The following is a 23,068-nucleotide window of genomic DNA, read 5'->3' on the forward strand; positions in this document are numbered from 1 at the left end:
AACTTTATAATGCCCCAAAAAAGGAAAAAATGCAGACAAAGAAATGCATAAATATATTCTCTTTGCATCATGATAATAGGGAATCCAATACAAGGAGGAAACAATCATGAGTGGTATTCAAAGAACAGCTTTAGTGTTAACGATTATTGGAGCAATAAATTGGGGACTAATTGGATTTTTTCAATTTGATTTAGTAGCAGCAATCTTTGGCGGTCAAGAATCAGCATTATCCAGAATCATTTACGGATTAGTTGGGATTGCCGGTTTGATTAACTTAGGATTGTTGTTTAAACCAAGTGCCGAAGTTTCTCGTGAACCTGAACCAAGATCTGCTAAATAAGATTTTTCAATAAAAAAAGCAGGATGCTTATGGCATCCTGCTTCTTTTATTATTTCTTAATTAGGTCATTGCGGTTAGACTGGTCAATCCACTCTTGCAATTTGTCTTTAAGTGTATTGAAACCTTGGCTGCTGTCTGCATCTACTTTAACTGGTGCAGCTTGGCGTTTAGCACGAGGCTTTTTAGCTTTTTCAGCATCAGCAGGTGCTGCTGGCGCTTCTTCTGTAGCGCGGATAGACAAGCCGATTTTTCCAGCATTATCATCAACAGAAAGAACCTTAACTTTTACTTCGTCGCCTACTTTAAGAAATTCATTAATATCTTTAACATAGCCGTGTGTTACTTCTGAAATATGAACAAGGCCTTGCAAGTTTTCGTCTAAAGAAACGAAAGCGCCGTATGGCTGAATGCCTGTTACCTTTCCTGTAATTATGCTTCCAACTTCGATTTTATCTGACATGAGAACACTCCTAGTTTTTATATTCATTTTTCCTTTAATATGCATTATAAAATTATATCACAAAACAGACCTTAATACAAAAGTATTTATTATTATCTCTGAATTGTGCTTTGTCAGTTAAAGTTTTTGCAAATTTTTTAAATAAATGCTGACTGATTTTTTCCAAACGAAAGGACCGTTTTAAAAACGGTCCTTGTTTACTTACTGTATCTTTCTGTAAAAGCCTTCATTCTCTTTAAAGCTTCTTGCAGCTGTTCTAAGGAAGATGCATAAGAACAGCGGATATGGCCTTCCCCGCTCTCGCCAAACACATTTCCCGGCACAACCGCTACCTTTTCTTCCATCAGCAGCTTTTCAGCGAATTGTTCTGATGTCAGCCCAGTTGATGTAATATCAGGGAATGCATAAAAAGCTCCACCTGGAATATGACAAGTCAGCCCCATTTCGTTTAATGACTGTACAACGAAATTACGTCTTCTTCGATAGCTCTTCTTCATTTCCTCGACATCGTTGCTGCCTGATCTCAACGCTTCAAGTCCGGCAAATTGCGCCATTGTCGGAGCACACATTAAGCTGTATTGATGGATTTTAAGCATAGCCTGCGTCAATTCTTCCGGTGCGCAAACAAAACCAAGTCTCCAGCCCGTCATCGCGAACCCTTTTGAGAATCCGGATATGAGCAATGTTCTCTCCCACATGCCGTTTAGGGCGCTCATACTTGTATATTCCTCGTCATAGCACAGCTCTGCATATATCTCATCAGAAATTATAAGCAGGTCATGCTTCTTAGCAACGTCTGCGATTGCTGCTAATTCTGCTGCAGACAATAGGGAGCCTGTCGGATTGCTCGGGGAGCATATCATGATTGCTTTTGTCTTATCTGTAATCACTTCCTCCAGCTGCTCTGGCAGAACCTTGAACTCATGTTCTTTTAACGTCTGAACAGGTACCGGCACACCGCCTGCAAGTGTAACTAGCGGTGCATACGCAACAAAACAAGGTTCAAGCACGATCACTTCCTCATCTGGATTTAGAATCGCCCGCAACGCAATATCAATCGCCTGGCTCGCACCAACAGTTACAATAATCTCTGAATTCGGATTATAAGCGACCTGGAATCTTCTGTTCATGTAAGACGATATTTCCTCGCGCAGCTCAAGCATTCCTGGATTTGCCGTATAGGAAGTATAGCCTTGCTCTAAGGAAAGAATAGCAGCTTCCCTTGCTGACCATGATGTAACAAAGTCAGGTTCACCGACTCCAAGTGAGATGACCCCTTCCATATTGGAAGCCAAATCAAAAAATCGTCTTATCCCGGAAGGCTTCATTTCTGCTACTTTGTCGGCGATATAGCTTTTCGTTTGATTCATCACGGTGACACCACTATCCTTTTATCATCATTATTCGGTTCAAAAATTGTTCCATCATGTTTATACTGCTTTAGAATAAAATGGGTTGTTGTGGAAAGAACAGAATCCAAAGTGGACAGCTTTTCCGAAACAAATCTTGCCACATCATTCATCGATTTCCCTTCAATAATCACAGACAGATCATATGTCCCTGACATTAAATACAGCGATTTCACTTCTTGGAAACGATAAATTCTTTGGGCTACTTCATCAAATCCAACTCCCCGTTTTGGAGTTACTTTAACATCAATCATTGCTGTAACGCCTTCATGTCCTTCAACCTTTGACCAGTCAACAATACTTGTATAGCGGACAACTACTTTCAAATCTTCAAGCTTTGCGACAATTTCTTTCGTTGTCTGAAGGTCCTCTTCAATCATTTTAGCTATGTCTTCATCTGTAATACGGGCGTTTTTTTCTAAAATTTCTGCCACTTCAATTTCTTTTTCCGTCAACTTCATCTTTATCCCTCCAGATTATACAGTACTTTTTTATTGCAAATTACAGGGAGCAAGAGCCGTTATCTTTTGTTAACAGCAGCTTTGTCGATATAGAAAGACACTCATCCATTGGTATGAATTCCTCAAAAGAAAACTCATAAATTTTTTGGATTTCTGCTGCAAGCTCTTCCCTATTGTCCAGTTCATGGACGGCATAGACGCAATCGGCTATTTCCGTATCATAATTCCCTTCCCCAAGCTTGAAGGGATCCCATTCATTCAGCAGTTTTACAAGCTCTAGATTAACTTCTTGATTGTTCATACTTTCACCTTTTTACTCCTATTTTGCTGTCCATATTCTATCACAAAATATACGCAGTTAACACGATAACAGCTAAAAAGGGCTATTTTTTTGCGGTCCTAATTTTTACGATACAGAGAACCAATAGGTCAATTTATTTACTCTATACATTTTATTGCAGATTCATTGACAAAATAGAAATCGAGGAATATCCTAAAGGAAAGTTGCACAAAGGAAACATTTTATCACTTAGGAAAAATCAACAGAAATCAGGTGAACATATGGATAAAAGTAAAGAGGCTTCTCACGCAGGGTCTGTATTACATGGTCCTGGAGGGCTAAGAAAGTTCCTGCCGTTTCTTGGTCCTGCCTTTATTGCTGCAATTGCTTATATCGATCCAGGAAATTTCGCAACAAACATAGCTGCAGGTTCTCAATATGGTTATTTATTATTATGGGTTATCTTGTTTTCAAATATTATGGCCTTAATTATTCAGTCACTGTCTGCAAAATTAGGGATTGCTACAGGAAAAAATCTCGCCGAGGTCGCCCGGGAGGAATTTCCTAAGCCTGTCAGCATCGGTTTATGGATTCAAGGTGAAATAGTTATCATTGCTACCGATTTAGCTGAATTTATTGGTGCTGCACTCGGCATTTACTTACTGTTTGGCATTCCGATGCTTGAATCAAGCATTATCGCTGCAATCGGCAGCTTTGCCATACTGGAGCTGCAAAGACGAGGCTACAGATCGCTTGAGGCTGGGATCACAGCAATGCTGTTTATAGTTGTCTTATCCTTTATTGTGCAAATGTTCTTCGCAAAACCAGAGCTCCATTCTGTGCTGCACGGTTTGTTTACACCACAATTCCAAGGAACAGACAGTGTACTGCTTGCAGCTGGAATACTCGGAGCAACGGTTATGCCCCACGCGATTTATCTGCACTCTGCCTTAACGCAAAAACGGATTGTCGGTACAACAGAAAAAGAGAAGAAAATGATTTTCCGCTTTGAGTTTTTTGATATCCTTATTGCCATGCTGATTGCAGGATTTATTAATGCGGCTATGCTTATTGTCGCAAGTGCCTTATTCCATGCAAATGGCTTTATCGTAAATGACTTGGATGTTGCCTTTCAGCATTTCGAGCAGCTTGTAAGTCCAGCTTCAGCTATCCTGTTCGGTCTCGGCCTTTTGATTGCCGGGCTGTCCAGCTCGTCTGTTGGTACTATGTCCGGAGATGTCATTATGCAAGGCTTCATTCAATTTCGAATTCCCATCTATGTCAGAAGGCTGATTACGATTATTCCGCCCATTATTATTATTGCATCAGGAGTAAATCCTACATCAGCATTAGTATTAAGCCAGGTTATCCTTTCATTTGGAATTGGCTTCGCATTAATCCCGTTAATTATGTTTACAAGCAGCAAACGGATTATGGGCAGCCTGCAAAACTCGAAAGCAATTACGATTATCTCTTGGCTGATCGCAGCAGTTATTGTCCTTTTAAATCTTTTTTTACTGTACGATACTTTCTTCTAATAAAAGAAAAGAAGCATGCAAACCAACTGGTTTCATGCTTCTTTTTGCTATCTTTTGACTTCGCCGCAATAAACTCGTTCCCCCGAATTACCTGCCGGCTGTGTCATTCCATCATCTGCCTGGTCAGTGATGACAATGGATGTTCCTTTCGGTTTAAATAATGAATTCTTGCCGTCCCTTAATGTGACTTGCGGTGCCAACAGCTCAGCTTTGACAGTTCCGTCATCCTCAACAATTAGATTGGGAAGGTCTCCTGCATGTGCTCCTTTTGGATGGAGCAGACCATGCTCCTTATCCTCAGGATTAAAGTGATTTCCTGCACTTTGAAATGTAGGAGCCTCACATTTTCCTACCTCATGTATGTGTAGGCCATGTACTCCAGGTGTCAACCCCTTTAAGTTGACTGTAAGCATCACTCCTGCAGACTGCTCCTCCAAATTAATACTGCCTAAAGAATCGCCGACATCATTGAACATTTCCACATCTACCTTTGTTGCTTCTCCTTCCGCACAGCCTGCCATTAAAAGAAGCAATGCTAACATAGGCATGATTTTTTTCATTTACGAACTCCTCCAATACCGATAATAGGAGTATTATTTGTAGAATTGTTTAAATTATGCTGTTTCCCTGTTTCTAACATAGTGATTTATTATGGTACTATTTAAGAAAGAATGTTTTTGGAGGCGAATGATGTGGAAGAGCTAACAATTGGCACAAAGGTTACTGCCATATACAAAACAGGCAAATATATCGGCGAAATTACAGATATACGCAGCAACAGCTACTTAGTGAGGGTATTAGCTGTTCTTAAGCACCCTATGCAAGGTGATTTACATAATCCGAAGCAGGCAGAAAATGTCTTTTTTCATGAGCGAAAAGCCCTCTCATACAGAGAACAGATGAATACTCCCAAACCGATGGTAAAGCCATATGAGGAGGAGACTCCAGAATACGGGACATCCCTTTTGCAGGCTGTCTCGAAAATGAAGGATGAACTGAGTAAAGACAATTCCCCATTTGCAGCAAGAAGCTTAAGCAATCTTGACATACTGGAGCAGGAGTACCGCCGGGCAATTACAAAAGCTTAATTTTTTTCGGGATTTCTTCCTTATATGGGAGGAATCCTTTTTAGGCAAAAAAATAAAAGGGTGGCAACTAGTAGAACAAGCTTAGCTGTCAATCCTTTTTTCATGCAAATTTATTATAAAACTTAGATAGATCAATTAAATCGCCAATCGTTGTCGTTTCCGTCTTTCCTAAATACCTTTTGTCCTTTTCAACAAACTTAAATATGTCATAGGTTGTCAGCGCATCATCTAAGGCGCGGTGATGTCTTCCTGTCCCTTCGCTCCCGTATTCCCGCACTGCTTTCCATAATCCTGTCTGATTCTGGTCTCCGAAAAACCGCTTATATTCCATCGACAAATCTATTTCACTGCAAGCAAGAGGAAATGACGCACCTGCCATAGTGCAATTATTCCTGAGCACCTTCATGTCCATATTACCCCATGTTACAACTGTATTTGAGAAACCGCTGCCCATCTCCTTGATTTTATCGAGCAAACCGTGAAATGGAATTCCGTTATCGACTTGTTCCTGATGTATGTGCAGGAAGGATTTGCATCGCTCTGAAAGAATGGGAAACTTGCTTGGAGCCACATAGGCAGAAAAGGTTTCTCTTATCTTGTCATTAACGACGGCGACGATGCCCACTTCAATTATTTCAGGTTGAAAACCTTTATACTTAGCATTTTTTTCTGGCATGGTAAACTCAAAATCTATAAATAAATATTGTTGCTGCTTCTCCATTTTTTCACCTTCTTTCTCTAAGTAAATCTCCGATCCATCTATCCTAAAAACCTTTTCTTATATTATAACAGAATATTCGCGAAGCTTTAAAATTTTCTATTTATTTTTTTGTTTACTATTATGGTAATATTTTGCCCTTTTTTTCAGCAAAATACTTCATGCATATTTATAAAAAATCCTTTATGCTTTTATTAACGGATTTTAAGTAATGAGGGAAAATTAATGCGAAAAAAACTTGGGGTTTCCTTTATAGTAATAATGCTAATTGCTTTAGTAGCTGTTCTTTATTTTACAGCAGCAGAAAAAAAGAAATATGTCAGCTTCCATCAATTTTTGGACGACAATATACCAGTCTCTTCCATGACACTCGCTCAATCCAGCTACATTTTGGATAATAGTGGAAGAAGCATATCAGAAATCAGCCCGCAAGCAGGGATACGAAAAAACTTGATAAATGAAGAAATCCCCCAATATGTGAAAGATTTGTTCATCTTATCAGAGGATCAGCATTTTTATGAACATGCTGGCTTTGATCTGCCGGCAATCGGGAGGGCTCTCTTGACCAATGCTGAATCAGATACTATTGAACAAGGCGGGAGTACTATTACCCAGCAGTTAGCCCGGAATATGTTTCAATCTTACGATAAAACCTACAATCGAAAACTAAAAGAGCTTCTTTACGCTTATGAGCTTGAAAGAAAGTGGTCAAAAGCAGAAATTCTTACTCAATATATTAATGCCGTTTATTTTGCCAATAATATGTATGGCATTGAAGCAGCAGCGAATTATTACTTCAGCAGCAAATCGAGTGACTTGTCCAAAGCAGAACTGTCTTTTTTGGCAAGCATTCCTAATAATCCAACTATAATGATCCGCTTAAACATTTTGAACAAACAAAAAAGAGACAAGAACGGTTAATATCCTTAATGGAAAAAGAGGGTAAAATATCCAGCAGTGAAGCTAAAAAGATGACAAATGAAAAAATAACACTTCACGTGCAAAAGAAAACAGATCTTTATCCAGACTATGTCTCATATGTGGAGGATGAATTACGAGCACTCGTTTCTGAAGAAAAAGGTTATGCTAAAAAAATAACAAAAGCAAATGACAAGGAAAAGGGAATTCTCAGCAAAGAGCTGGATGCTGAAGTTCAGAAGCTCCTTGAAAGTGGCGTTATTATTCATACAGGAATGGACCGCAGCTTGCAGGAGAAAGCGGTAAAAGCAGTGAAAAGCTCCCTGATAACAACAGATGTAGAAGCAGCAGCAGTTGTTATCGATCACAAGAACCATACAATAGGCGCACTTGTTGGCGGGAAGAACTATAAAAAATATGAGTTTAACCGGAGCTATCAAGCATATCGCCAGCCTGGTTCTGCTATCAAGCCGCTTCTTGTGTATGGACCTTATCTGCAGGAAACAGGTAAAGGAGTTAAATCCACCGTTAATGCGGATGCTTTTTGCAAAGACGGTTATTGCCCGCAAAATTACAGTGGTCAAGACTATGGAAATGTCACATTAGATCAAGCTTTTATTCATTCCTATAATACACCTGCTGTCAGGCTTGCAGATAGTATTGGACTAAAAACTGCTTTCAGCTATTTAGCTCATTTTCCTTTTAAAAAGGTGACAGAAGAGGATGTTCATCTGTCCTCCGCTATCGGTGGATTCACAGTTGGTATGTCTCCGCTTGAGATGACGAATGCTTATACTGTCTTTGGAAATAACGGCAGCTTTAAAAGCTCACATGCCATCACGTCCGTAACAGATGCTGACGGCAATCTGCTTTATGAATGGAAGGAAGCAGAGGAAACGGTCTGGAATAAAGCGACGAATGACAAGATGAGAACCTTGCTAAAACACACAGTGACATCCGGAACAGCAAAGAAGGCAAATTTTCAAGCTCCTTATCTGGGAGGAAAAACTGGTACTACGAATGATTATAAAGATTATTGGATGGTCGGTTTATCTAATGATTTAACTGTTGGTGTTTGGGTCGGAAAGGATGCCCCAACCAATTTGAAAAGCATTGAAAGCAATGCTCCCCATCTTTCTATTTGGAAAAAGATATTGATACCATAAAAAAGCACCTGTTCAAAAAATGGACAGGTGCTTTTTTAGATTGGCAAGCTGCCAATAATAGCGTTATATAGCTTGATACATAATAACAGAAATCCTGTAATCATGACAGCCCATGTTAATACTTGAAAGAAAATATAAAAAATGATTCCGCTAAAATTCAGACTGCCGCTTGCAGAGTTAACGAAATAAACAAAGTAAACAAGTGTCGTCACGACAAAGATAGCAAGAAGAATAATATAGCTGTATACACCGAACAAGGAGAGAATACTGCCGCAAAAATAAATGAAGCTTCCTTTCCTTGTTTTGATTAAGCTGTCCCCTTTTGAATCAATGGAAAAAAACAATAACGATAACCCATTTAAAGTGTCTGCAATCAGTTTAAGTGCAGATAACGCCATAAAAATAAACACGCAAAAAAACAGCAGCAATGCAAGCCTAATCCCTGTCTCTGAGAAAAATTCCAACAAACCCTCATACATCCCCAGCCTTTTAAAAAGGTCAATCACTGTTGACTGGATGCGGATTGCAAAAGATAAGCTAAAAAAACTGATAGAAAAAAGCGGAAAGTAACTAGTCAGATATGTATTCATCTAATTCCTTTAATAACTCCTTATGCTAAACATTGGTAATAAAGATATATAGCTCTTATTGTATTAGGAAATGCCTTATTAAGCAAAAATCCATCTTTCTAAAAGCTTACTCCTCTCTATTTTTTCCTTACATATTGGTTAATACACAAAGTATGAACAATTTTAATGAAGCTTTAAAAACAATATGTACCAATCCAATACAGGGCTTAATAAAGGGGGTTTAAGCACATACTATTATTGTCCTACAAGAAGGGGCAAATTATAACTGGGGTGAAGCTAAATGGAAAATATTCGTGAAGGTTTAATTCCGACTGTTTTAGGTACTGCAGTAACTACAGCTGGCCTTGTAATGAAGCAGAACCGCAAAATCGACTCTATGGTTTCCAATACGGTGTTTGGCTTTGGCTTAGCACATATTGTATTAGGAGCGATTGATTTAGTGGAGCACCGCAACAAGTAATGAATTTATGCATTAGCGCGAAGCGGCTTTTCGTTTCGCCTAGTGCTTTTTTTATTACGCCAAAGGACATAAAAGTGCCTAAAGTGTACATATGAAAAACTGGATAGGAATACGATAAAGTAGCCACTAACAGAAACTGATTGGAGTGAATAATATGTTAAGACCTTCTCATCGTGTTTATCCTTATCAGCCAATTCCCATTCACCCATATTTGCATTATCCTTATCCCATTCGTCAGCTTCCGGAAGTAAAGCCAGATCAGTTTGTTAAAAGTGCGCAAAGCAGCATGGCCCTGTTAACAGATGCAAATACACTTATAACAAGATTCCAATCAAGAGATTATGCAAGAAGAGTTATGCAAGCAGCTCAAGCCTCCAATTCCAGCGCTGTAAATGAATTACTTCGCACAAGCGGAATAAAAAACCTCCCAAAAATTAAATATAATCCGGATGGAATCACACTTGATTTTGACAATAAGAATGCTCCTCCATGCTGTTATTTAACATTGAAGCTGCGCTGGAGTGAATAATAAAAAAAAAAACTCCCGCATACAAATAATGCGGGAAAATACTTTTAATAATAAGGGTATGGGCCGTACGGAGCTGGACCATATGGAACCGGTCCATAAGGGACTGGCGGTCCATAAAAATAAGGTCTTGGTCTAACTAGCGCACCTCCGACTGCTCCTCCTACTAATCCACCTATTAATCCACCAACTAATGGTGCTCCAAAGAAAATTCTTGAATCTTGAGGACGATATCTATATCCATACATATGCACGCATTGCCTCCTCTTCTTTATTTGTAGCAGTATACTCTATTACATATGCATCTGTCCCTCTTTTGGACTGGGCAGCCGCCTTCCCTGTAAAAATTCTCCCTTAATAGGCTTGGGGATTATCATTATTTTTCGCACCTTTCACCCACTGCTTGTTTATACTATAGGGAAAAAACTTGAACTACAGGAGGCAAGGGCATAGAGATGAATGAGTTGTTTGATCTAACAGGCAAAACAGCTATTGTAACAGGCGGGGGACGAGGGTTAGGCAAAGAGATGGCCGCTGCATTAGGCGAAGCAGGTGCCAACATTGTTATTTGCTCAAGAAAGCTAAGCAACAGCAGTGAAACAGTCGAGTTTCTTAAAGAAAAAGGTATACAGGCATTGGCACTTTCTTGTGATGTTTCGAATCAAAAGGATATCGATCAGGTTATCGCAAAAACTGAAGAACAGTTTGGCTCCATAGACATTCTTGTTAACAACAGCGGCACTTCCTGGATAGCACCTACATTAGATTATCCGGAAGATAAATGGGACAAAGTGATGGATGTAAATGTTAAAGGAACCTTTTTGTTTTCCCAAGCTGCTGCCAAAAAAATGCTGCAGCAAAAAAGCGGAAAAATTATCAACATCTCCTCTGTTACAGCTAACTTCGGCACACACCCTCTTTTCTTAGATGCAATTGCCTATAATACGAGCAAAGGTGCGATTATAACTCTAACTAAAGAACTAGCAGTAAAACTAGCTCCGTATAATATCCAAGTCAATGCAATTGCTCCGGGCTTTTTCCCAACAAAAATCACTTCTGTATTAGAGAAACATGAAAAACAGCTATTGATGAAGATTCCAGCACATAGAGTCGGCCATTCCAGTGACTTAAAAGGGTTGACACTATTATTGGCAGGCATAGGTTCGGACTATATAACAGGACAGACTATTGCCATAGATGGCGGTTTGTCATCCATGCTCTAAGCTTTGCAAGGGTGTGACAAATCTGATATTTGAAAAAGAAAGGATGTTAACAAATGGGTCAGGTTACATTAGATGTATATGATTTACTCAAAAAGGGAGGAACCTTCCTTCAGTTTAAAATTAACAATATGATTCAAAATCAGCTCAACCATTATTCATTAATCAATGTTGCAAAAACACAAACAAATGCCCTTACAAAAAAGATAAAAAAACTTCAACAATATACAGAACAAACAGCTGCTGTTTTAAATTTCCCTACTAAGACAGACCTGTCTAATGCCACACAGCTTATCCTGCAATCAGAAGAAAAAATCGACAATATTGACGACCAGCTTTATCAAATTACAAAAATGCTTCATGAAATGAAAGAGCTTGTCGCAAAGATTGCATTAAGCAATCATGAATCAATGGATGCTCCACTTTCTGCAAGCTTAAGTGAAGAAATTGCCAAACAAGAAGAGGAGATTGCCACACTTCAACAAGAGATGCTGCAAGTTAAACAAAAAATGGCCGAACAAAAAGAGCAGCTGATTATAACGGAAACACCTTCTGTTGATCCTTACAAGGTGAACTGATATGGTTTTAAAACGATTCTCTCATTTTTTGGATGCACTTTCGGAGGATGAAATACCTGTCGGCCTCTCTGAGAAATATCCAATCTGGAAGAAAAACAAAGCAACCCTCTGGTATTATCCTTCTAAACATAGAAAGTTTAAAGAACCGATTTTCTTGATATATTCTGTCGTTAACAAAGCATATATTTTAGATTTAGCTCCATCACTCAGTCTGATTGAGGCATTTACAAATGCCGGATATGACACCTATTTAATTGACTTTGGCACTCCAGGTTTCGAAGATCGCAATACTACAATTGATGACTATATTACGAAGTATATTGAAAAAGCATACACAAGAGCACTGCGCCATGCTTGCACAAACGAGATGACAGTTATTGGCTTTTGCCTTGGAGGGACATTGGCAACCGTTTTTGCAGCTATTACCGATCAAAAAATAAAAAACCTTATTTTAGCTGTATCTCCGATTGACTTCTCCCAATTTCCTATCTTTGACAAATGGCAAAAAGCCTTGCGCGACGGGGAAGTGAAAGTAGATGATTTTATTGATACCATTGGAATGGTACCGCCTGATTTCATTAAATACGGAACAAGGCTTATCGTTGCTCCTGTATCATACAGTCACTATCTGGCATTATTAAACCGCAGTGATGATCCAAAATACCGGGAAAAATGGCTGCGGATGAACAAATGGACGCTTGATCATATCCCGCTCCCTGGCAAAGCCTTTAACCAGCTCATGAACGACTATGTCCGCGATAACAAGATTGTTGAAGGCGGTTTAGAAGTTAACGGAATTCCTGTTGATTTTCGGAATATTACTTGCAACCTGCTTGTTTTTTCAACCAAATATGATCCCCTTGTTCCGAGTGAATTGTGCGAGCCGATTATGGATCTTGTGGGAAGTGAAGACAAGACATTCATCCTGTTTGAAGGCGGGCATGCATCGTTAGTTGCCAATAAATCTATGCCTTTCCCAATGGAGGATTGGCTACTCAACCATTGCACTCCAGTTGATGATGATTGTTAAAATGCTAAAAAGCTGCATCCCTTTGGATGCAGCTCTTTTAATATTTTTTATCCCTCTTGATTAAATCTTTCAACCAATAGCGCTAATGTTCTTGTCATAACACCTGTTGCTCCTGCTTTCTGCAGTTCTGAGCTGTTATTTGTATAAGAAGTACCGGCAATATCAAGATGTACCCATGGTGTTCCTTCTGCAAACTCGCCAATAAAAGCACCTGCCACAATGGCATGTCCTTCTCGTCCAGGAGAATTGTTCAAATCAGCAACCGGGCTGTTTCTGACTCTTTTCTTATGGCTTTCAAATATCGGCAGTCTCCAAATAGGCTCTCCTGCTTCATAAGATGCTTCTAGCACTTGTTCAAACAGAGCTTCATCATTTGTCATTGCACCAGTTGTTTCCATACCTAGTGCAACAATCACACCACCAGTTAATGTTGCTACATCCACTAAATAACCTGCACCGTGTTGCTTCGCATATGTGACAGCATCAGCAAGCACGAGACGGCCCTCTGCGTCTGTATTTAATACTTCAATAGTTTTGCCGCTCATCGAAGTGATAACGTCATCTGGCTTAAAAGCAGAACCGCTGATCATATTATCTGTTGAAGCAATGACAGCAACTACATTTTGTTCTGGCTTAAGCTCTCCAATGATTTCCATTGCGCCAAGAACAGCAGCCGCACCGCCCATATCTGTTTTCATGCCGACAATCCCGTCCTTCGGCTTAATAGAATAACCGCCCGTATCAAAGGTGACTCCTTTTCCTACAAGACCGATTACATCTGTCCATTCTTCTTTGCCCTGATACTTAAGGACAATCATTTTTGGCGGTTCGGTCGAGCCTTGATTCACTGCAAGAATAGCTCCCATTCCAAGCTTGAGCATATCCTCCTTCTCCAGAATCTCAACCTCAAAGCTGTATTTTTCTCCAAGCTGCTTTGCATACTCAGCCATATCAGTAGCTGTCAGCATGTTACCAGGCAGGTTGACAAGTGTTCTCGCAGAGTTAGTTCCCTTTCCGTATGTATAGCCTACAATTGCAGCAGCACGTACTTCTTCTTCGTCTGTTGCGCTGTAGAGAATTACTTCCTCAATCTTTTTCTCTGGCTCATTGGATTTTTGCTTATAGCCTTCAAACTCGTATGTAGACAATGCTAATGCTTCTGCTAATGCATGGGAATTGTCAAGAGCATCTAGAGTTTCCGTCACAAAGGATTCTACAAAAACGGCTGCTTGCTGATACTTAGCTTTAGAAAGCTCTTGAAATACAGCTCCATAAATTTCCTGCACTTCATGGAAGGTAAGCTCCTTTTGTTTTCCTAACCCAGCAAAAACAATTCTTTTTGCGCCAATTTTACTGAATGTATGCACAATATGTATGTGTTTTTTCTTTGCAGACAAATCGTTTTCCTTCAGCAGATTAGTTAATTCTCCTCCAAAGACTTCATCAAGCTCTGCTAATTTACCTTCCAGTTTAATAGACTTTTCAAACAATCCAATTACTATACATTCTAATTTATCTGTAAAGTTCCATTCTTGTTTAAAGTTAAACATATATTTTTCTTCCTCCATTCTGTTGCTGCTTCTTTTCTATTATAGCGGACTGCGAGATATTTCGTATAGCTAATTAGTTTTCTTCCCAAGATAATAATGCTTTTTAAGTAGAACTCCAGTAATTTGGTTATGTTATAATAAGAGAAAGCAATATCTTTCAATTAACACTATTTCCATAATTATTGACTTTTATTATTGGATTGGAAGGACTTGCTTTTCAAAAAGATTTAATTTGCTGCAATACGGGTAGTGTTTTATTTTAGAGAGAATACATAACCTTGAGGTGATTTTTTTGGATCTGCTTATCAATTTTCCTTTTTTAGCAAGTCTTGCAGCAATTTTCTTCGCTCAGTTTGTTAAGGTCCCAATTACTTTTTTTGTTACAAAAAAAATTGACTGGTCCTTGCTTACAAGCACAGGAGGCATGCCAAGTTCTCATTCAGCTGCAGTAACAGCACTCTCAACAGGCGTTGCCTTAGAAACTGGCGCTGATTCCCCGATTTTCGCCGTGTCAGCTATCTTTGCGATCATTACTATGTTCGATGCAACTGGTGTTAGACGGCAGGCTGGGGAACAAGCAATAGTGCTGAATCAGCTGGTGGATGATTTCAATAAATTTGTAGATGATGCTAAGGGCTGGCAGCAAAAGCCTGAACAGCAAAAGAGAAAGCAGTTGAAAGAGCTCCTCGGACATAAGCCGATTGAGGTTTTCTTTGGAGGACTTACCGGGATAGCTTTAACACTCATTCTCGATTTAATTTTTCACTAAAAAAAGTTCCACGGAGAAATCTCCTGTGGAACTTTTTTTATTTGCTTTCTGCACTTGTGTATTGCTGGCGGAAAACCTGCATAGATTTCGCTTCATTAAACGCTGTTAATGTTTTCTCTGTCAGTTTCCCTTTGCCCATTTCCACTATGTATACGTCTACTGTTTTCTTGCCCCATTGGCTATATACGTCGTCTACTGTTTCATAGTATAAATCAAGCTTATTCCCTTTGATGGCAGAGCCAGTGTCTGCAACAACTCCAAATCCATAGCCTGGGATAAATAGCACGGTCCCGATTGGGAATACACTTATATCTGCAGCAATCGTGCTGTATAAATCACGCTTCACCTTTACACCAGAATAGGTGATGCCAAATGACGGATGACTAGGGTTTTTTCCTGTTGATTCAAAGCCAGCCGTATAACCAGTAGCCACAACTTGTTTCTTTGGATATTGGGACCAATCTCTTTCTTCAAGCAAAGGAGGATTGCCTGTTACCTCTGTACTAGAAGATATTTGTGTGCTTGCTGCAAAAGCTTCCTTCAAATTCTTAATTCCAAATCCAATCTTTTTAAATGTATGATCTAAATAAGAATCATCCTCTGTTTCATTACTGTCTGAAAGATGGAATGAGCTCGCTTGTACTCCTGAAATGGATTGAAATGTTGTTAGTAGTGCTGCAATGAAAAGTAAGGTCATTCCGACCCTTCTAAAAATTTTTTTACTTGTCATATTTTTCAACTCCTCCAAAACTATTCATTTCCCAAAATGGAAACAATTATTCACAAATAGTTTAAAAGAGAAGCCATTTACCTAGTAAATTAACAAAAATTGCTATAAAATACCGGTTTTTCACTAGTATAATTTGGTTAACAGCCCCCTATTTATCTTTTTCTGCACTCTTTTTTAGGTATTTTACATATTTTAAGAGGAGATTTAAAAGAGAAAAAAACTGCCTCTTCCATTCGGAAAAGGCAGTTTTTGTTTAGCACTCTTCAGGCGTACCTGCGTTAACTGCTGTGCGGAAAGAGGAACCGCATCCGCAAGATGCGATGGCGTTCGGGTTGTCGATTGTGAAACCGCCGCCCATTAAAGATTGTTTATAATCAATTTTTGTGCCTTTTAAGATGGCTGTGTCATTCTTATCAACAAGCACTTGAATACCGTGCTGCTCTGTTACATAATCATTTTCTTCTTTTTCAGGTGCAAAGCCCATCCCGTAAGAAAGTCCGCTGCAGCCTCCTCCTCTGATTGCAACCCTAAGATAAGAGCCTTCCTCTTCGTTGTCTTTCATCATTTCTTTAATTTGCAATGCTGCCGCATCTGTAATATGAAGTACTTCTTCTGTCATAATAAATCCTCCCTTTCTGATGTTTCTTCTTCCTTATATTATATACCTCGCGACAAAACTACTCAACTTGTGCAACTCACCAAATATATACCAATTAAATGCAGAAGCATGACAACTGTTATTTGATAATATTATTAATTTTTTAAATAATCGTTACTTTAATAGGTAATTATCCTTAATGTTATGTATAATAGTAGTATAAATTAACTAAATTATTTTCGGAGAGGTATGAGAAAATGACCACCATTGAACCTCTTTATGATAAAAATTGTCTATGTCCATTATGTACCACCTCTTTTACAACAAAGAAGCTGCGTTCCCGATTTATTAAAGCAAAAGGGTTTGATTCTGACTTTTTTCCATTTTATGAAGAACATAATCCGCTTCTTTATTATGTCAATGTCTGTCCTGCATGCGGTTTTGCGTTCGCAGATCAAGCAGAGGTCCGTTTAAATGAAGCAGAAAAAGCAATCTTAACAGAAAAGATTTCAAGCCAATGGAATCCGCAAAACTTTGGAGAAAGCAGAACGATAAGAGACAGTGTAAAAACATATAAACTTGCTGCATATGCTGGGATTCTAAGACATGAGAAGCATATTTTGATAGCTGGTTTATACATAAGACTGGCGTGGCTTTATCGAATGCTGGAGGACGTAAACGAGGAAACTCGCTTCATGAAGCTGGCGTTATCTGAATACGAGCTGTCTTATTCAACCGGAGACTTCAGAGGAACTCAAGTTTCTGAAATAAAGACACTATATTTAGCAGGTGAGCTTTGCAGAAGAACATCAAAAACAGAACAAGCTGTTAAGTATTTCTCAAAAGTAATCGAACAGCAAAGCAAAACGATTGAAAAAAATATTATCAGTCTCGCAAAAGATGGCTGGCTAAAAATCAGAGAGCTGCAAAAAGCTTAAAAGCAGGCGAGTTTCGCCTGCTTTGTCTGTGTTCCTTCTATTTAAAACATCGGATTTTCTTCTATATGCTTGTACACATTCTGAACAAGCTCTTCAGGTGTTTCACCTGTCACCATTTCTCCGTCTACAAGGGCAAATAAAGATTCCCCGCACTGTCCGCACATGCCTAAACAGCCATAATCTATTACATCCAGTTTATCATCCTGCTCTAATTGGAGCTTTGCCGATTCTGCCCCGGATGCTAGATTGCTTAAACAAAATTCAATAATCGGTTTAAACAATATAATCACCTCTTCAATAACACATATACTAACTTTTTTTATTTTATTTATCAAGCTTAACAGTATGTTTGTTATTTCTTCTTCAATTAAGAATAAACCGCCTAATCCTCATAATATACTTAAAAATAGTTAAGGATAAAATGCTTCGAAAAAGTTGTATATATTAACAACCTTTGTTCAAATACAATATGAATGTCCTTTTTAGGGAGGTTTTATGAAAAAACTAATTATACTTGGAGGCGGCTATGGCGGCATGATGCTGTTGTCCCGCCTGATTTCTAATCTGCCATATAACATAATGGTTATCCTTATTGATAGAGCCCCTTACCATTTTTTAAAGACAGAATACTATGCTTTAGCCGCAGGCACCGTCACAGATGAGCATATTAGGATTCCCTTTCCTAAACATCCCCAAGTTTCCATTCTAAATGCAGAAGTAGCAAGTATTGATTTACCATCACATAAAGTGAATCTCGTAAATGGAGAAAGCATCGTTTACGATGATTTAGTTATTGGCTTAGGCTGCGAGGATAACTATCATGGCATAACAGGAGCCGATAAGTTTACACACAGCATTCAAACGAGAAGCCGCTCACAGATGACTTACTCAGAGCTTAATCTATTGGCGGAGGAATCAAGGGTTGCTATCATCGGCGGAGGCTTAAGCGGGGTGGAGCTCGCCTCTGAAATTGCGGAGAGCCGCCAAGATTTGCATGTTACCTTGTTTGACCGGGGAGATACAATCCTTTCATCATATCCTTCGAAGGTAAGCGATTATGTGGAGAAGTGGTTTGGAGAACGAAATGTGGAAATAATCAAAAATTCCACTATTACCTTAATTGAAGAGAATACGGTATACAATAATGGAGAGCCTTATCCCTTTGACTGCATTGTTTGGACTGCTGGCGTCAAGCCGAACAAAATAGTTCTCGATCTTGCGGCAGACAAAGATAAAAAAGGGCGAATACTTCTCACCGATCATCATCACTTGCCTGATGATGACAAAGTATTTGTAGTTGGAGACTGCGCGAGTCTTGGCCTGCCACCGAGCGCCCAGCTCGCAGAAAAACAGGCTGTGCAAATAGCTGCCGTTTTGATTGCCCGTTGGAAAGGAGAGAGACTTCCTTCCTTTCCAACGCTGAAACTGAAAGGGGTGCTGGGCTCACTTGGAAAAAAGCATGGATTTGGGCTTATTGCCAACACTGCATTGACTGGCCGTATTCCGAGAATTTTAAAGCACGGGGTATTATGGAAAGATAAAAATAAAAAAAAAAGTTACTTCATTCAGCCCAAAAATCGCGGCTGAAGCGATGAGGCTTTGAGCCTTTTGAGGCTGACGAGACAACATCTCTTCAGCCTGTTTTCTTTGGATTATTGTGCGCTATTGTATCCGTACCTTTCAAACTCCTCATAAATCCGTTTCAGCTTCGGATTGCCTTCACCAATTATTTCATCGTCAATTACGACAACTGGATAGAATAAATCTTCTTCAATGACCCTTTTACAAAAGGCGTTTTTATCCTCATCGTAATTAGCTTCAAAGATATCATAATAATGAATCTTGAAATCTTGATCAGGGAATTTCCTTTTAAGAGCAGCCTGCAGCCACTCATATGTATCCTTTGAAGAAGGGAGATTCACACAGCTCGCACAAATTTGTTCTGCACCGTAAATGCTTATTTCTAATTCTCTTTTCATTTTTCTTCCTCTCTTTCCTGTTTAATTCACTCATTGAAGTGTTGACATTATTGTCTCAGGAAGAGACAATGCAATATGAAATAATGTTTAGGTGTTTTCATGTTTCTAGAATAGATTTTTCTCTTTAATGTGATTATAATAAATTATAGGAAAGGAGTCGATATGAATGGCAGAATTAGAAATGAGAGAACAAGTACAGGAAGTACTAGATAAATTACGCCCATTCCTTCTTAGAGATGGTGGGGATTGTGAATTGGTAGATGTGGAAGACGGCATCGTAAAATTGCGTTTGCTTGGAGCTTGCGGAAGCTGCCCAAGTTCGACAATCACGCTAAAAGCTGGTATTGAGCGCGCTCTTTTGGAAGAAGTTCCAGGGGTATATGAAGTAGAGCAAGTATTCTAATACAAACTTTAATAGCTAAAAAGGGCAGCCAATGGCTGCCCTTTTTATATATTGCTGTATGCTTTCCCTTTTACTTCCACACCATTCTTATCAATCTGCACGGGAAGATAATTCATATCAGGCAAAAGCTCCTTCAGTCCAGCGGCAACCGCTTCTGTCTTCCCTGTTTCAATGAAACATAAGACTGTTGGACCTGCACCGCTTAAGGCGACACCGTATGCCCCTAATTTCTGAGCATGCTGTTCTATTATCTCCAGATGCGGGACAAGCTCCTTTCGATACGGCTGATGATATTTGTCCAGCGCCATCATCTTGCCGGCAAGCTTGTTGTTGCCTGTCAGCAATGCGGCCACAAGAAGATTGGAAACAGCACCTGCTGCAACTGCTTCTGCAAATGGCATCGATTTAGGGAGCACATCTCTTGCTGATTTCGTAAGAAGCTCTTCATTCGGTATAACGGCCAGCAATTCCAATTCTACTGAATGGATTACTTCCACATCTGCCTCGCTTCCAAGCTGACATCCAACCACAAGGCCGCCAAATATGCTTGCACCGACATTATCCGGATGCCCTTCCATATTGGTTGCGATGGTAAATTTCTCTTCCTCTGTCAATTGAAGCTCACCTAAGGAATCGGCAAGCTCTATTGCAGCAACAATTGCCGACGCACTAGAACCGAGACCTCTAGCCAGCGGAATTTCGCTTGAAACGCTTACCCTGCAAGGCGGCAATTCTTTATTGTAGCTTTTGGCTACTTGTATAGCTGTTGCGATGATAAAGTTGCTTTCATCTGACGGAAAAGTCTTCAATTTTTCTGAGAGCGGTATTACCTCCCATTTTTCTGCTGGAGAAGCTTCCACAATCAAATATAGGCTCAGAGCCATGCCAAGGCTGTCAAATCCCGGTCCAAGATTTGCCGTACTTGCTGGAACCTTGATTTGAAGCATCTCACTTTCCATCATATATGAACGACTCCCTTAATATGAGCCGCCACTGCCTTTTCATCGTTCGGCAGAACAACAGGCTTAATTGGACTTACATCTATAGCTGTGTTCGGATCTTTTAAGCCATTTCCTGTCAGTACAGCAACGATCTTGCTGCCTTTAGCAATCTTACCGCTTTGCAAATGCTTGTAAACTCCAGCGATAGAAGCACAAGAACCAGGTTCTGCAAATACGCCTTCTTTAGCTGCAATCGTACGGTAAGCAGCGATGATTTCTTCATCTGTTACTTCATCAATAATACCTTCTGATTCCTGCTGGGCTTGTACAGCCAGCTTCCAGCTCGCCGGATTTCCAATGCGAATTGCTGTTGCGATTGTTTCCGGATTTTCAAACACACGATTATGGACGATTGCTGCTGCTCCTGCTGCTTCAAATCCATGAATCTTTGGCAGTCCTGTTTGTTTTGCTTCGTTATATTCCTTAAAGCCTTTCCAGTAGGCGCTAATATTGCCTGCATTTCCGACTGGAATTGCCAAGATATCAGGTGCTGTGCCAAGCTGGTCACAAACTTCAAATGCAGCTGTTTTCTGGCCTTCTAATCTGTATGGATTGACAGAATTCACTAGCGCAACTGGTTCTGTTTCGCTGATTTTCCGAACCATTTGCAATGCTTGGTCAAAGTTTCCTTCAATCGATATAATCTCAGCACCGTACATAACAGCTTGAGCTAGTTTACCCATCGCAATTTTACCTTCTGGAATTACAACGATACAGCGCATGCCTGCACGAGCTGCATATGCTGCAGCTGCAGCCGATGTATTTCCAGTAGAGGCGCAAATAACAGTGGAATTGCCTTCCTCCTTAGCTTTAGCGACAGCCATCACCATGCCTCTGTCTTTAAATGAACCAGTCGGGTTTGTACCTTCTGTTTTTACATACAGCTCTACTCCCCATTCCTCTGAAAGCTGTTCAAGCTTTATTAAAGGAGTGTTACCCTCATTTAAAGTCAGACTTGGTGTGTTATCGTTAATTGGCAAATAATTTTTATATTCTTCAAGCAGGCCTTTCCATCTCATTACTTAGTTCCTCCTTCTACACGGTAAGAGCTTTTTACTGTACGGACAGATGATAAGTCTCTTAATTGAATTAGTATATTTTCATAGTTTAACAAGGATGCATGATGCGTAATTAAGACTATTTCTGCCATGCCTTTTTCTTTTACAGGCAATTGCAGAATCTTTTCAAAGCTCACACCATTTTTGGAGAAGATTGATGTAATTTCAGCAAATACACCTACTGCATCTTCTACTTGCAGACGAAGGAAGTATTTGGAGTACATTTCGTCCGGTTTCTTCAAGTTCTTTTTAAATTGTGGTGTAATAGCGGTTTTTCCGTTTACACCCAATCTCATGTTTTTTAGGACATTCACTAAATCAGAAACGACTGCAGTTGCTGTCGGCATGCTGCCGGCACCAGGCCCGTAAAACATCGTTTCTCCTACTGCTTCACCGTATACATAAACAGCATTAAATTCATTGTTGACTGCCGCTAGCGGGTGACTGTCAATTAAGAAGGCTGGCTGTACGCTCACTTCTACTTTTCCGTCCTGTCTATGGGCAAAACCAATCAATTTCATCGTATAGCCAAGCTGCTTGCCATACTGAATGTCTTCTTCCGTGACCTGAGTAATCCCCTCAACCTTCACATCTTCAAGGCTGATGTTCATAGAAAAGCCTAATGTAGCCAATATCGTCATTTTCCGAGCTGCATCAAGACCTTCCACGTCAGATGTCGGATCGCTTTCGGCGAATCCGAGTCGTTGTGCTTCTTCCAAGACTTCGTCGTACGCTTTTCCTTGCTTAGTCATTTTTGTCAAAATAAAGTTTGTCGTTCCATTCACGATTCCCATCAGTTTCGTAATGTGGTCTGATGCTAGGCCATCGACAAGTCCTCGAATGATAGGAATCCCGCCAGCAACGCTTGCTTCGTAGAATAAATCACAATTATTTTCTGAGGCAACTTGTAAGAGGCGCGCCCCGTAAACAGCCATTAAATCCTTGTTAGCTGTTACAACGTGCTTGCGATTTTTAAGGGCTTGGAGCAGCCTTTCTTTTGTCTCCTCTACGCCGCCCATCACTTCAATAATCACATCTATTTCTGGATCATTCAGAATCTCATCTGGATTTGTTGTTAACATGTCAGTTGCAATGGATACATCCCGGTCTTTATCTATATTTTTTACAAGTATCTTTTTTACTTTGACGGGACAGCCGATTTGGTGCATGATTTTATCTTGGTGATTTTCTATGATTTTTACAACACCTGTGCCGACAGTGCCCAATCCAAGCAGTCCAATTGATATTGTCTCCAATTTG

The 23,068-nt window shown here is 39.7% G+C and carries 30 protein-coding genes; 14 read left to right on the forward strand and 16 right to left on the reverse strand.

Annotated elements, in window-relative coordinates; genetic code table 11:
• Positions 1-106 precede the first annotated feature (106 nt).
• The gene (locus M3600_RS02720) at positions 107-340 is read left to right on the forward strand and encodes a DUF378 domain-containing protein (protein ID WP_233316459.1); all 234 of its coding nucleotides are present in this window, start codon (positions 107-109) and stop codon (positions 338-340) included.
• A gap of 49 nt (positions 341-389) precedes the next feature.
• On the opposite strand, the gene yugI is transcribed toward M3600_RS02720, so the two are convergent.
• The 4 genes from yugI to M3600_RS02740 form a co-directional block, all read right to left on the reverse strand.
• Positions 390-800: a S1 domain-containing post-transcriptional regulator GSP13 gene (yugI, locus tag M3600_RS02725; RefSeq protein ID WP_233316460.1), complete on the reverse strand. Its 411-nt coding sequence runs from the start codon at positions 798-800 to the stop codon at positions 390-392.
• Between the two features lie 197 nt (positions 801-997).
• On the reverse strand, positions 998-2,170 hold the full coding sequence (locus tag M3600_RS02730; protein ID WP_233316461.1) for an aminotransferase: 1,173 nt from the start codon (positions 2,168-2,170) through the stop codon (positions 998-1,000).
• A complete protein-coding gene (locus M3600_RS02735) occupies positions 2,170-2,670 on the reverse strand; it encodes an Lrp/AsnC family transcriptional regulator (protein ID WP_233316462.1) in 501 nt (166 codons plus the stop codon). The genes M3600_RS02730 and M3600_RS02735 overlap by 1 nt, the downstream gene beginning before the upstream one ends.
• A gap of 40 nt (positions 2,671-2,710) precedes the next feature.
• On the reverse strand, positions 2,711-2,971 hold the full coding sequence (locus M3600_RS02740) for a DUF1871 family protein (RefSeq protein ID WP_233316463.1): 261 nt from the start codon (positions 2,969-2,971) through the stop codon (positions 2,711-2,713).
• A gap of 260 nt (positions 2,972-3,231) precedes the next feature.
• Here M3600_RS02740 and M3600_RS02745 point away from each other — a divergent pair, with 260 nt between their 5' ends.
• Positions 3,232-4,488, forward strand: a complete 1,257-nt coding sequence (locus M3600_RS02745; RefSeq protein ID WP_267913430.1) for an Nramp family divalent metal transporter — start codon at positions 3,232-3,234, stop codon at positions 4,486-4,488.
• Positions 4,489-4,535: 47 nt separating this feature from the next.
• Here M3600_RS02745 and M3600_RS02750 read toward each other — a convergent pair whose 3' ends face one another.
• The gene (locus M3600_RS02750; RefSeq protein ID WP_233316464.1) at positions 4,536-5,048 is read right to left on the reverse strand and encodes a superoxide dismutase family protein; all 513 of its coding nucleotides are present in this window, start codon (positions 5,046-5,048) and stop codon (positions 4,536-4,538) included.
• A gap of 132 nt (positions 5,049-5,180) precedes the next feature.
• Here M3600_RS02750 and kapB point away from each other — a divergent pair, with 132 nt between their 5' ends.
• Positions 5,181-5,576: a kinase-associated lipoprotein KapB gene (gene kapB / locus M3600_RS02755; RefSeq protein ID WP_233316465.1), complete on the forward strand. Its 396-nt coding sequence runs from the start codon at positions 5,181-5,183 to the stop codon at positions 5,574-5,576.
• A 100-nt stretch (positions 5,577-5,676) separates the two neighbouring features.
• Here the strand turns inward: kapB and kapD are convergent, their stop codons facing one another.
• On the reverse strand, positions 5,677-6,297 hold the full coding sequence (gene kapD / locus M3600_RS02760) for a 3'-5' exonuclease KapD (RefSeq protein WP_233316466.1): 621 nt from the start codon (positions 6,295-6,297) through the stop codon (positions 5,677-5,679).
• A 222-nt stretch (positions 6,298-6,519) separates the two neighbouring features.
• Between kapD and M3600_RS02765 the strand changes: the two genes are divergently transcribed.
• Positions 6,520-7,215, forward strand: a complete 696-nt coding sequence (locus M3600_RS02765) for a biosynthetic peptidoglycan transglycosylase (RefSeq protein ID WP_251644699.1) — start codon at positions 6,520-6,522, stop codon at positions 7,213-7,215.
• 50 nt (positions 7,216-7,265) lie between these two features.
• On the forward strand, positions 7,266-8,378 hold the full coding sequence (locus M3600_RS02770; protein ID WP_251644700.1) for a transglycosylase domain-containing protein: 1,113 nt from the start codon (positions 7,266-7,268) through the stop codon (positions 8,376-8,378).
• 35 nt (positions 8,379-8,413) lie between these two features.
• Here M3600_RS02770 and M3600_RS02775 read toward each other — a convergent pair whose 3' ends face one another.
• Positions 8,414-8,968: a DUF5366 family protein gene (locus M3600_RS02775; RefSeq protein ID WP_233316468.1), complete on the reverse strand. Its 555-nt coding sequence runs from the start codon at positions 8,966-8,968 to the stop codon at positions 8,414-8,416.
• A gap of 280 nt (positions 8,969-9,248) precedes the next feature.
• On the opposite strand from M3600_RS02775, the gene M3600_RS02780 reads away from it, so the two are divergent.
• Together M3600_RS02780 and M3600_RS02785 are read left to right on the forward strand one after the other, a co-directional pair.
• Positions 9,249-9,428, forward strand: a complete 180-nt coding sequence (locus M3600_RS02780; protein WP_233316469.1) for an asparagine synthase — start codon at positions 9,249-9,251, stop codon at positions 9,426-9,428.
• A gap of 154 nt (positions 9,429-9,582) precedes the next feature.
• Positions 9,583-9,957, forward strand: a complete 375-nt coding sequence (locus M3600_RS02785) for a YuzC family spore coat inner layer protein (protein WP_233316470.1) — start codon at positions 9,583-9,585, stop codon at positions 9,955-9,957.
• Between the two features lie 44 nt (positions 9,958-10,001).
• Here the strand turns inward: M3600_RS02785 and M3600_RS02790 are convergent, their stop codons facing one another.
• A complete protein-coding gene (locus M3600_RS02790; protein ID WP_233316471.1) occupies positions 10,002-10,202 on the reverse strand; it encodes a hypothetical protein in 201 nt (66 codons plus the stop codon).
• 201 nt (positions 10,203-10,403) lie between these two features.
• On the opposite strand from M3600_RS02790, the gene M3600_RS02795 reads away from it, so the two are divergent.
• The 3 genes from M3600_RS02795 to M3600_RS02805 are packed head-to-tail and all read left to right on the forward strand — an operon-like array spanning position 10,404 to position 12,782.
• The gene (locus tag M3600_RS02795; RefSeq protein ID WP_233316623.1) at positions 10,404-11,177 is read left to right on the forward strand and encodes an SDR family oxidoreductase; all 774 of its coding nucleotides are present in this window, start codon (positions 10,404-10,406) and stop codon (positions 11,175-11,177) included.
• Between the two features lie 53 nt (positions 11,178-11,230).
• Positions 11,231-11,752, forward strand: a complete 522-nt coding sequence (locus M3600_RS02800; RefSeq protein WP_233316472.1) for a hypothetical protein — start codon at positions 11,231-11,233, stop codon at positions 11,750-11,752.
• A 1-nt stretch (position 11,753) separates the two neighbouring features.
• On the forward strand, positions 11,754-12,782 hold the full coding sequence (locus tag M3600_RS02805; RefSeq protein WP_233316473.1) for an alpha/beta fold hydrolase: 1,029 nt from the start codon (positions 11,754-11,756) through the stop codon (positions 12,780-12,782).
• A 47-nt stretch (positions 12,783-12,829) separates the two neighbouring features.
• Here M3600_RS02805 and M3600_RS02810 read toward each other — a convergent pair whose 3' ends face one another.
• Positions 12,830-14,332, reverse strand: coding sequence for a leucyl aminopeptidase (locus tag M3600_RS02810; RefSeq protein ID WP_251644701.1), 1,503 nt, complete (start codon positions 14,330-14,332; stop codon positions 12,830-12,832).
• A 292-nt stretch (positions 14,333-14,624) separates the two neighbouring features.
• On the opposite strand from M3600_RS02810, the gene M3600_RS02815 reads away from it, so the two are divergent.
• Entirely contained in the window at positions 14,625-15,101 is a 477-nt protein-coding gene (locus M3600_RS02815; RefSeq protein WP_233316475.1) for a divergent PAP2 family protein, read from the forward strand.
• Between the two features lie 37 nt (positions 15,102-15,138).
• On the opposite strand, the gene M3600_RS02820 is transcribed toward M3600_RS02815, so the two are convergent.
• Together M3600_RS02820 and M3600_RS02825 are read right to left on the reverse strand one after the other, a co-directional pair.
• Positions 15,139-15,831, reverse strand: a complete 693-nt coding sequence (locus M3600_RS02820; protein ID WP_233316476.1) for a 3D domain-containing protein — start codon at positions 15,829-15,831, stop codon at positions 15,139-15,141.
• Positions 15,832-16,084: 253 nt separating this feature from the next.
• On the reverse strand, positions 16,085-16,450 hold the full coding sequence (locus M3600_RS02825; RefSeq protein ID WP_233316477.1) for a HesB/IscA family protein: 366 nt from the start codon (positions 16,448-16,450) through the stop codon (positions 16,085-16,087).
• A 236-nt stretch (positions 16,451-16,686) separates the two neighbouring features.
• Between M3600_RS02825 and M3600_RS02830 the strand changes: the two genes are divergently transcribed.
• The gene (locus M3600_RS02830) at positions 16,687-17,367 is read left to right on the forward strand and encodes a DUF2225 domain-containing protein (RefSeq protein ID WP_251644702.1); all 681 of its coding nucleotides are present in this window, start codon (positions 16,687-16,689) and stop codon (positions 17,365-17,367) included.
• A gap of 41 nt (positions 17,368-17,408) precedes the next feature.
• Here M3600_RS02830 and M3600_RS02835 read toward each other — a convergent pair whose 3' ends face one another.
• On the reverse strand, positions 17,409-17,648 hold the full coding sequence (locus M3600_RS02835) for a YuzB family protein (RefSeq protein WP_251644703.1): 240 nt from the start codon (positions 17,646-17,648) through the stop codon (positions 17,409-17,411).
• Between the two features lie 214 nt (positions 17,649-17,862).
• Here M3600_RS02835 and M3600_RS02840 point away from each other — a divergent pair, with 214 nt between their 5' ends.
• Positions 17,863-18,954 carry an NAD(P)/FAD-dependent oxidoreductase gene (locus M3600_RS02840; RefSeq protein ID WP_237941846.1) on the forward strand — a complete coding sequence of 364 codons (1,092 nt, stop codon included), beginning with the start codon at positions 17,863-17,865 and terminating at the stop codon, positions 18,952-18,954.
• A 65-nt stretch (positions 18,955-19,019) separates the two neighbouring features.
• Here the strand turns inward: M3600_RS02840 and M3600_RS02845 are convergent, their stop codons facing one another.
• Positions 19,020-19,346: a YuzD family protein gene (locus M3600_RS02845; RefSeq protein WP_233316481.1), complete on the reverse strand. Its 327-nt coding sequence runs from the start codon at positions 19,344-19,346 to the stop codon at positions 19,020-19,022.
• A gap of 166 nt (positions 19,347-19,512) precedes the next feature.
• Here M3600_RS02845 and M3600_RS02850 point away from each other — a divergent pair, with 166 nt between their 5' ends.
• Complete coding sequence (locus M3600_RS02850; RefSeq protein WP_233316482.1) at positions 19,513-19,749, forward strand: NifU family protein; 237 nt, start codon at positions 19,513-19,515, stop codon at positions 19,747-19,749.
• 44 nt (positions 19,750-19,793) lie between these two features.
• Here M3600_RS02850 and thrB read toward each other — a convergent pair whose 3' ends face one another.
• Genes thrB through M3600_RS02865 form a run of 3 tightly spaced genes read right to left on the reverse strand, consistent with a single transcriptional unit; the run spans position 19,794 to position 23,064 of the window.
• Positions 19,794-20,711, reverse strand: coding sequence for a homoserine kinase (gene thrB, locus M3600_RS02855; RefSeq protein ID WP_233316483.1), 918 nt, complete (start codon positions 20,709-20,711; stop codon positions 19,794-19,796).
• Positions 20,708-21,769: a threonine synthase gene (thrC, locus tag M3600_RS02860; protein WP_233316484.1), complete on the reverse strand. Its 1,062-nt coding sequence runs from the start codon at positions 21,767-21,769 to the stop codon at positions 20,708-20,710. The genes thrB and thrC overlap by 4 nt, the downstream gene beginning before the upstream one ends.
• Positions 21,769-23,064 carry a homoserine dehydrogenase gene (locus M3600_RS02865; RefSeq protein ID WP_233316485.1) on the reverse strand — a complete coding sequence of 432 codons (1,296 nt, stop codon included), beginning with the start codon at positions 23,062-23,064 and terminating at the stop codon, positions 21,769-21,771. Before M3600_RS02865 ends, thrC begins: the two co-directional genes overlap by 1 nt.
• Positions 23,065-23,068 lie beyond the last annotated feature (4 nt).

Origin of the sequence: Niallia sp. MER 6, from assembly GCF_023714395.1 — a bacterium.
GTDB lineage: Bacteria > Bacillota > Bacilli > Bacillales > Cytobacillaceae > Niallia.

Coding starts and splice junctions, on each gene's coding strand:
- M3600_RS02800 (WP_233316472.1), top strand. CDS start 11,231: ATGGGTCAGGTTACATTAGATGTATATGATTTACTCAAAAAGGGAGGA.
- M3600_RS02845 (WP_233316481.1), bottom strand. CDS start 19,346: ATGAAAAGAGAATTAGAAATAAGCATTTACGGTGCAGAACAAATTTGT.
- M3600_RS02825 (WP_233316477.1), bottom strand. CDS start 16,450: ATGACAGAAGAAGTACTTCATATTACAGATGCGGCAGCATTGCAAATT.
- M3600_RS02785 (WP_233316470.1), top strand. CDS start 9,583: ATGTTAAGACCTTCTCATCGTGTTTATCCTTATCAGCCAATTCCCATT.
- M3600_RS02790 (WP_233316471.1), bottom strand. CDS start 10,202: ATGTATGGATATAGATATCGTCCTCAAGATTCAAGAATTTTCTTTGGA.
- M3600_RS02720 (WP_233316459.1), top strand. CDS start 107: ATGAGTGGTATTCAAAGAACAGCTTTAGTGTTAACGATTATTGGAGCA.
- M3600_RS02775 (WP_233316468.1), bottom strand. CDS start 8,968: ATGAATACATATCTGACTAGTTACTTTCCGCTTTTTTCTATCAGTTTT.
- M3600_RS02850 (WP_233316482.1), top strand. CDS start 19,513: ATGGCAGAATTAGAAATGAGAGAACAAGTACAGGAAGTACTAGATAAA.
- M3600_RS02780 (WP_233316469.1), top strand. CDS start 9,249: ATGGAAAATATTCGTGAAGGTTTAATTCCGACTGTTTTAGGTACTGCA.
- M3600_RS02840 (WP_237941846.1), top strand. CDS start 17,863: ATGAAAAAACTAATTATACTTGGAGGCGGCTATGGCGGCATGATGCTG.
- thrC (WP_233316484.1), bottom strand. CDS start 21,769: ATGAGATGGAAAGGCCTGCTTGAAGAATATAAAAATTATTTGCCAATT.
- M3600_RS02770 (WP_251644700.1), top strand. CDS start 7,266: ATGACAAATGAAAAAATAACACTTCACGTGCAAAAGAAAACAGATCTT.
- M3600_RS02745 (WP_267913430.1), top strand. CDS start 3,232: ATGGATAAAAGTAAAGAGGCTTCTCACGCAGGGTCTGTATTACATGGT.
- M3600_RS02810 (WP_251644701.1), bottom strand. CDS start 14,332: ATGTTTAACTTTAAACAAGAATGGAACTTTACAGATAAATTAGAATGT.
- M3600_RS02735 (WP_233316462.1), bottom strand. CDS start 2,670: ATGAAGTTGACGGAAAAAGAAATTGAAGTGGCAGAAATTTTAGAAAAA.
- M3600_RS02740 (WP_233316463.1), bottom strand. CDS start 2,971: ATGAACAATCAAGAAGTTAATCTAGAGCTTGTAAAACTGCTGAATGAA.
- M3600_RS02820 (WP_233316476.1), bottom strand. CDS start 15,831: ATGACAAGTAAAAAAATTTTTAGAAGGGTCGGAATGACCTTACTTTTC.
- kapD (WP_233316466.1), bottom strand. CDS start 6,297: ATGGAGAAGCAGCAACAATATTTATTTATAGATTTTGAGTTTACCATG.
- M3600_RS02730 (WP_233316461.1), bottom strand. CDS start 2,170: ATGAATCAAACGAAAAGCTATATCGCCGACAAAGTAGCAGAAATGAAG.
- M3600_RS02805 (WP_233316473.1), top strand. CDS start 11,754: ATGGTTTTAAAACGATTCTCTCATTTTTTGGATGCACTTTCGGAGGAT.
- thrB (WP_233316483.1), bottom strand. CDS start 20,711: ATGATGGAAAGTGAGATGCTTCAAATCAAGGTTCCAGCAAGTACGGCA.
- M3600_RS02830 (WP_251644702.1), top strand. CDS start 16,687: ATGACCACCATTGAACCTCTTTATGATAAAAATTGTCTATGTCCATTA.
- M3600_RS02750 (WP_233316464.1), bottom strand. CDS start 5,048: ATGAAAAAAATCATGCCTATGTTAGCATTGCTTCTTTTAATGGCAGGC.
- M3600_RS02765 (WP_251644699.1), top strand. CDS start 6,520: ATGCGAAAAAAACTTGGGGTTTCCTTTATAGTAATAATGCTAATTGCT.
- yugI (WP_233316460.1), bottom strand. CDS start 800: ATGTCAGATAAAATCGAAGTTGGAAGCATAATTACAGGAAAGGTAACA.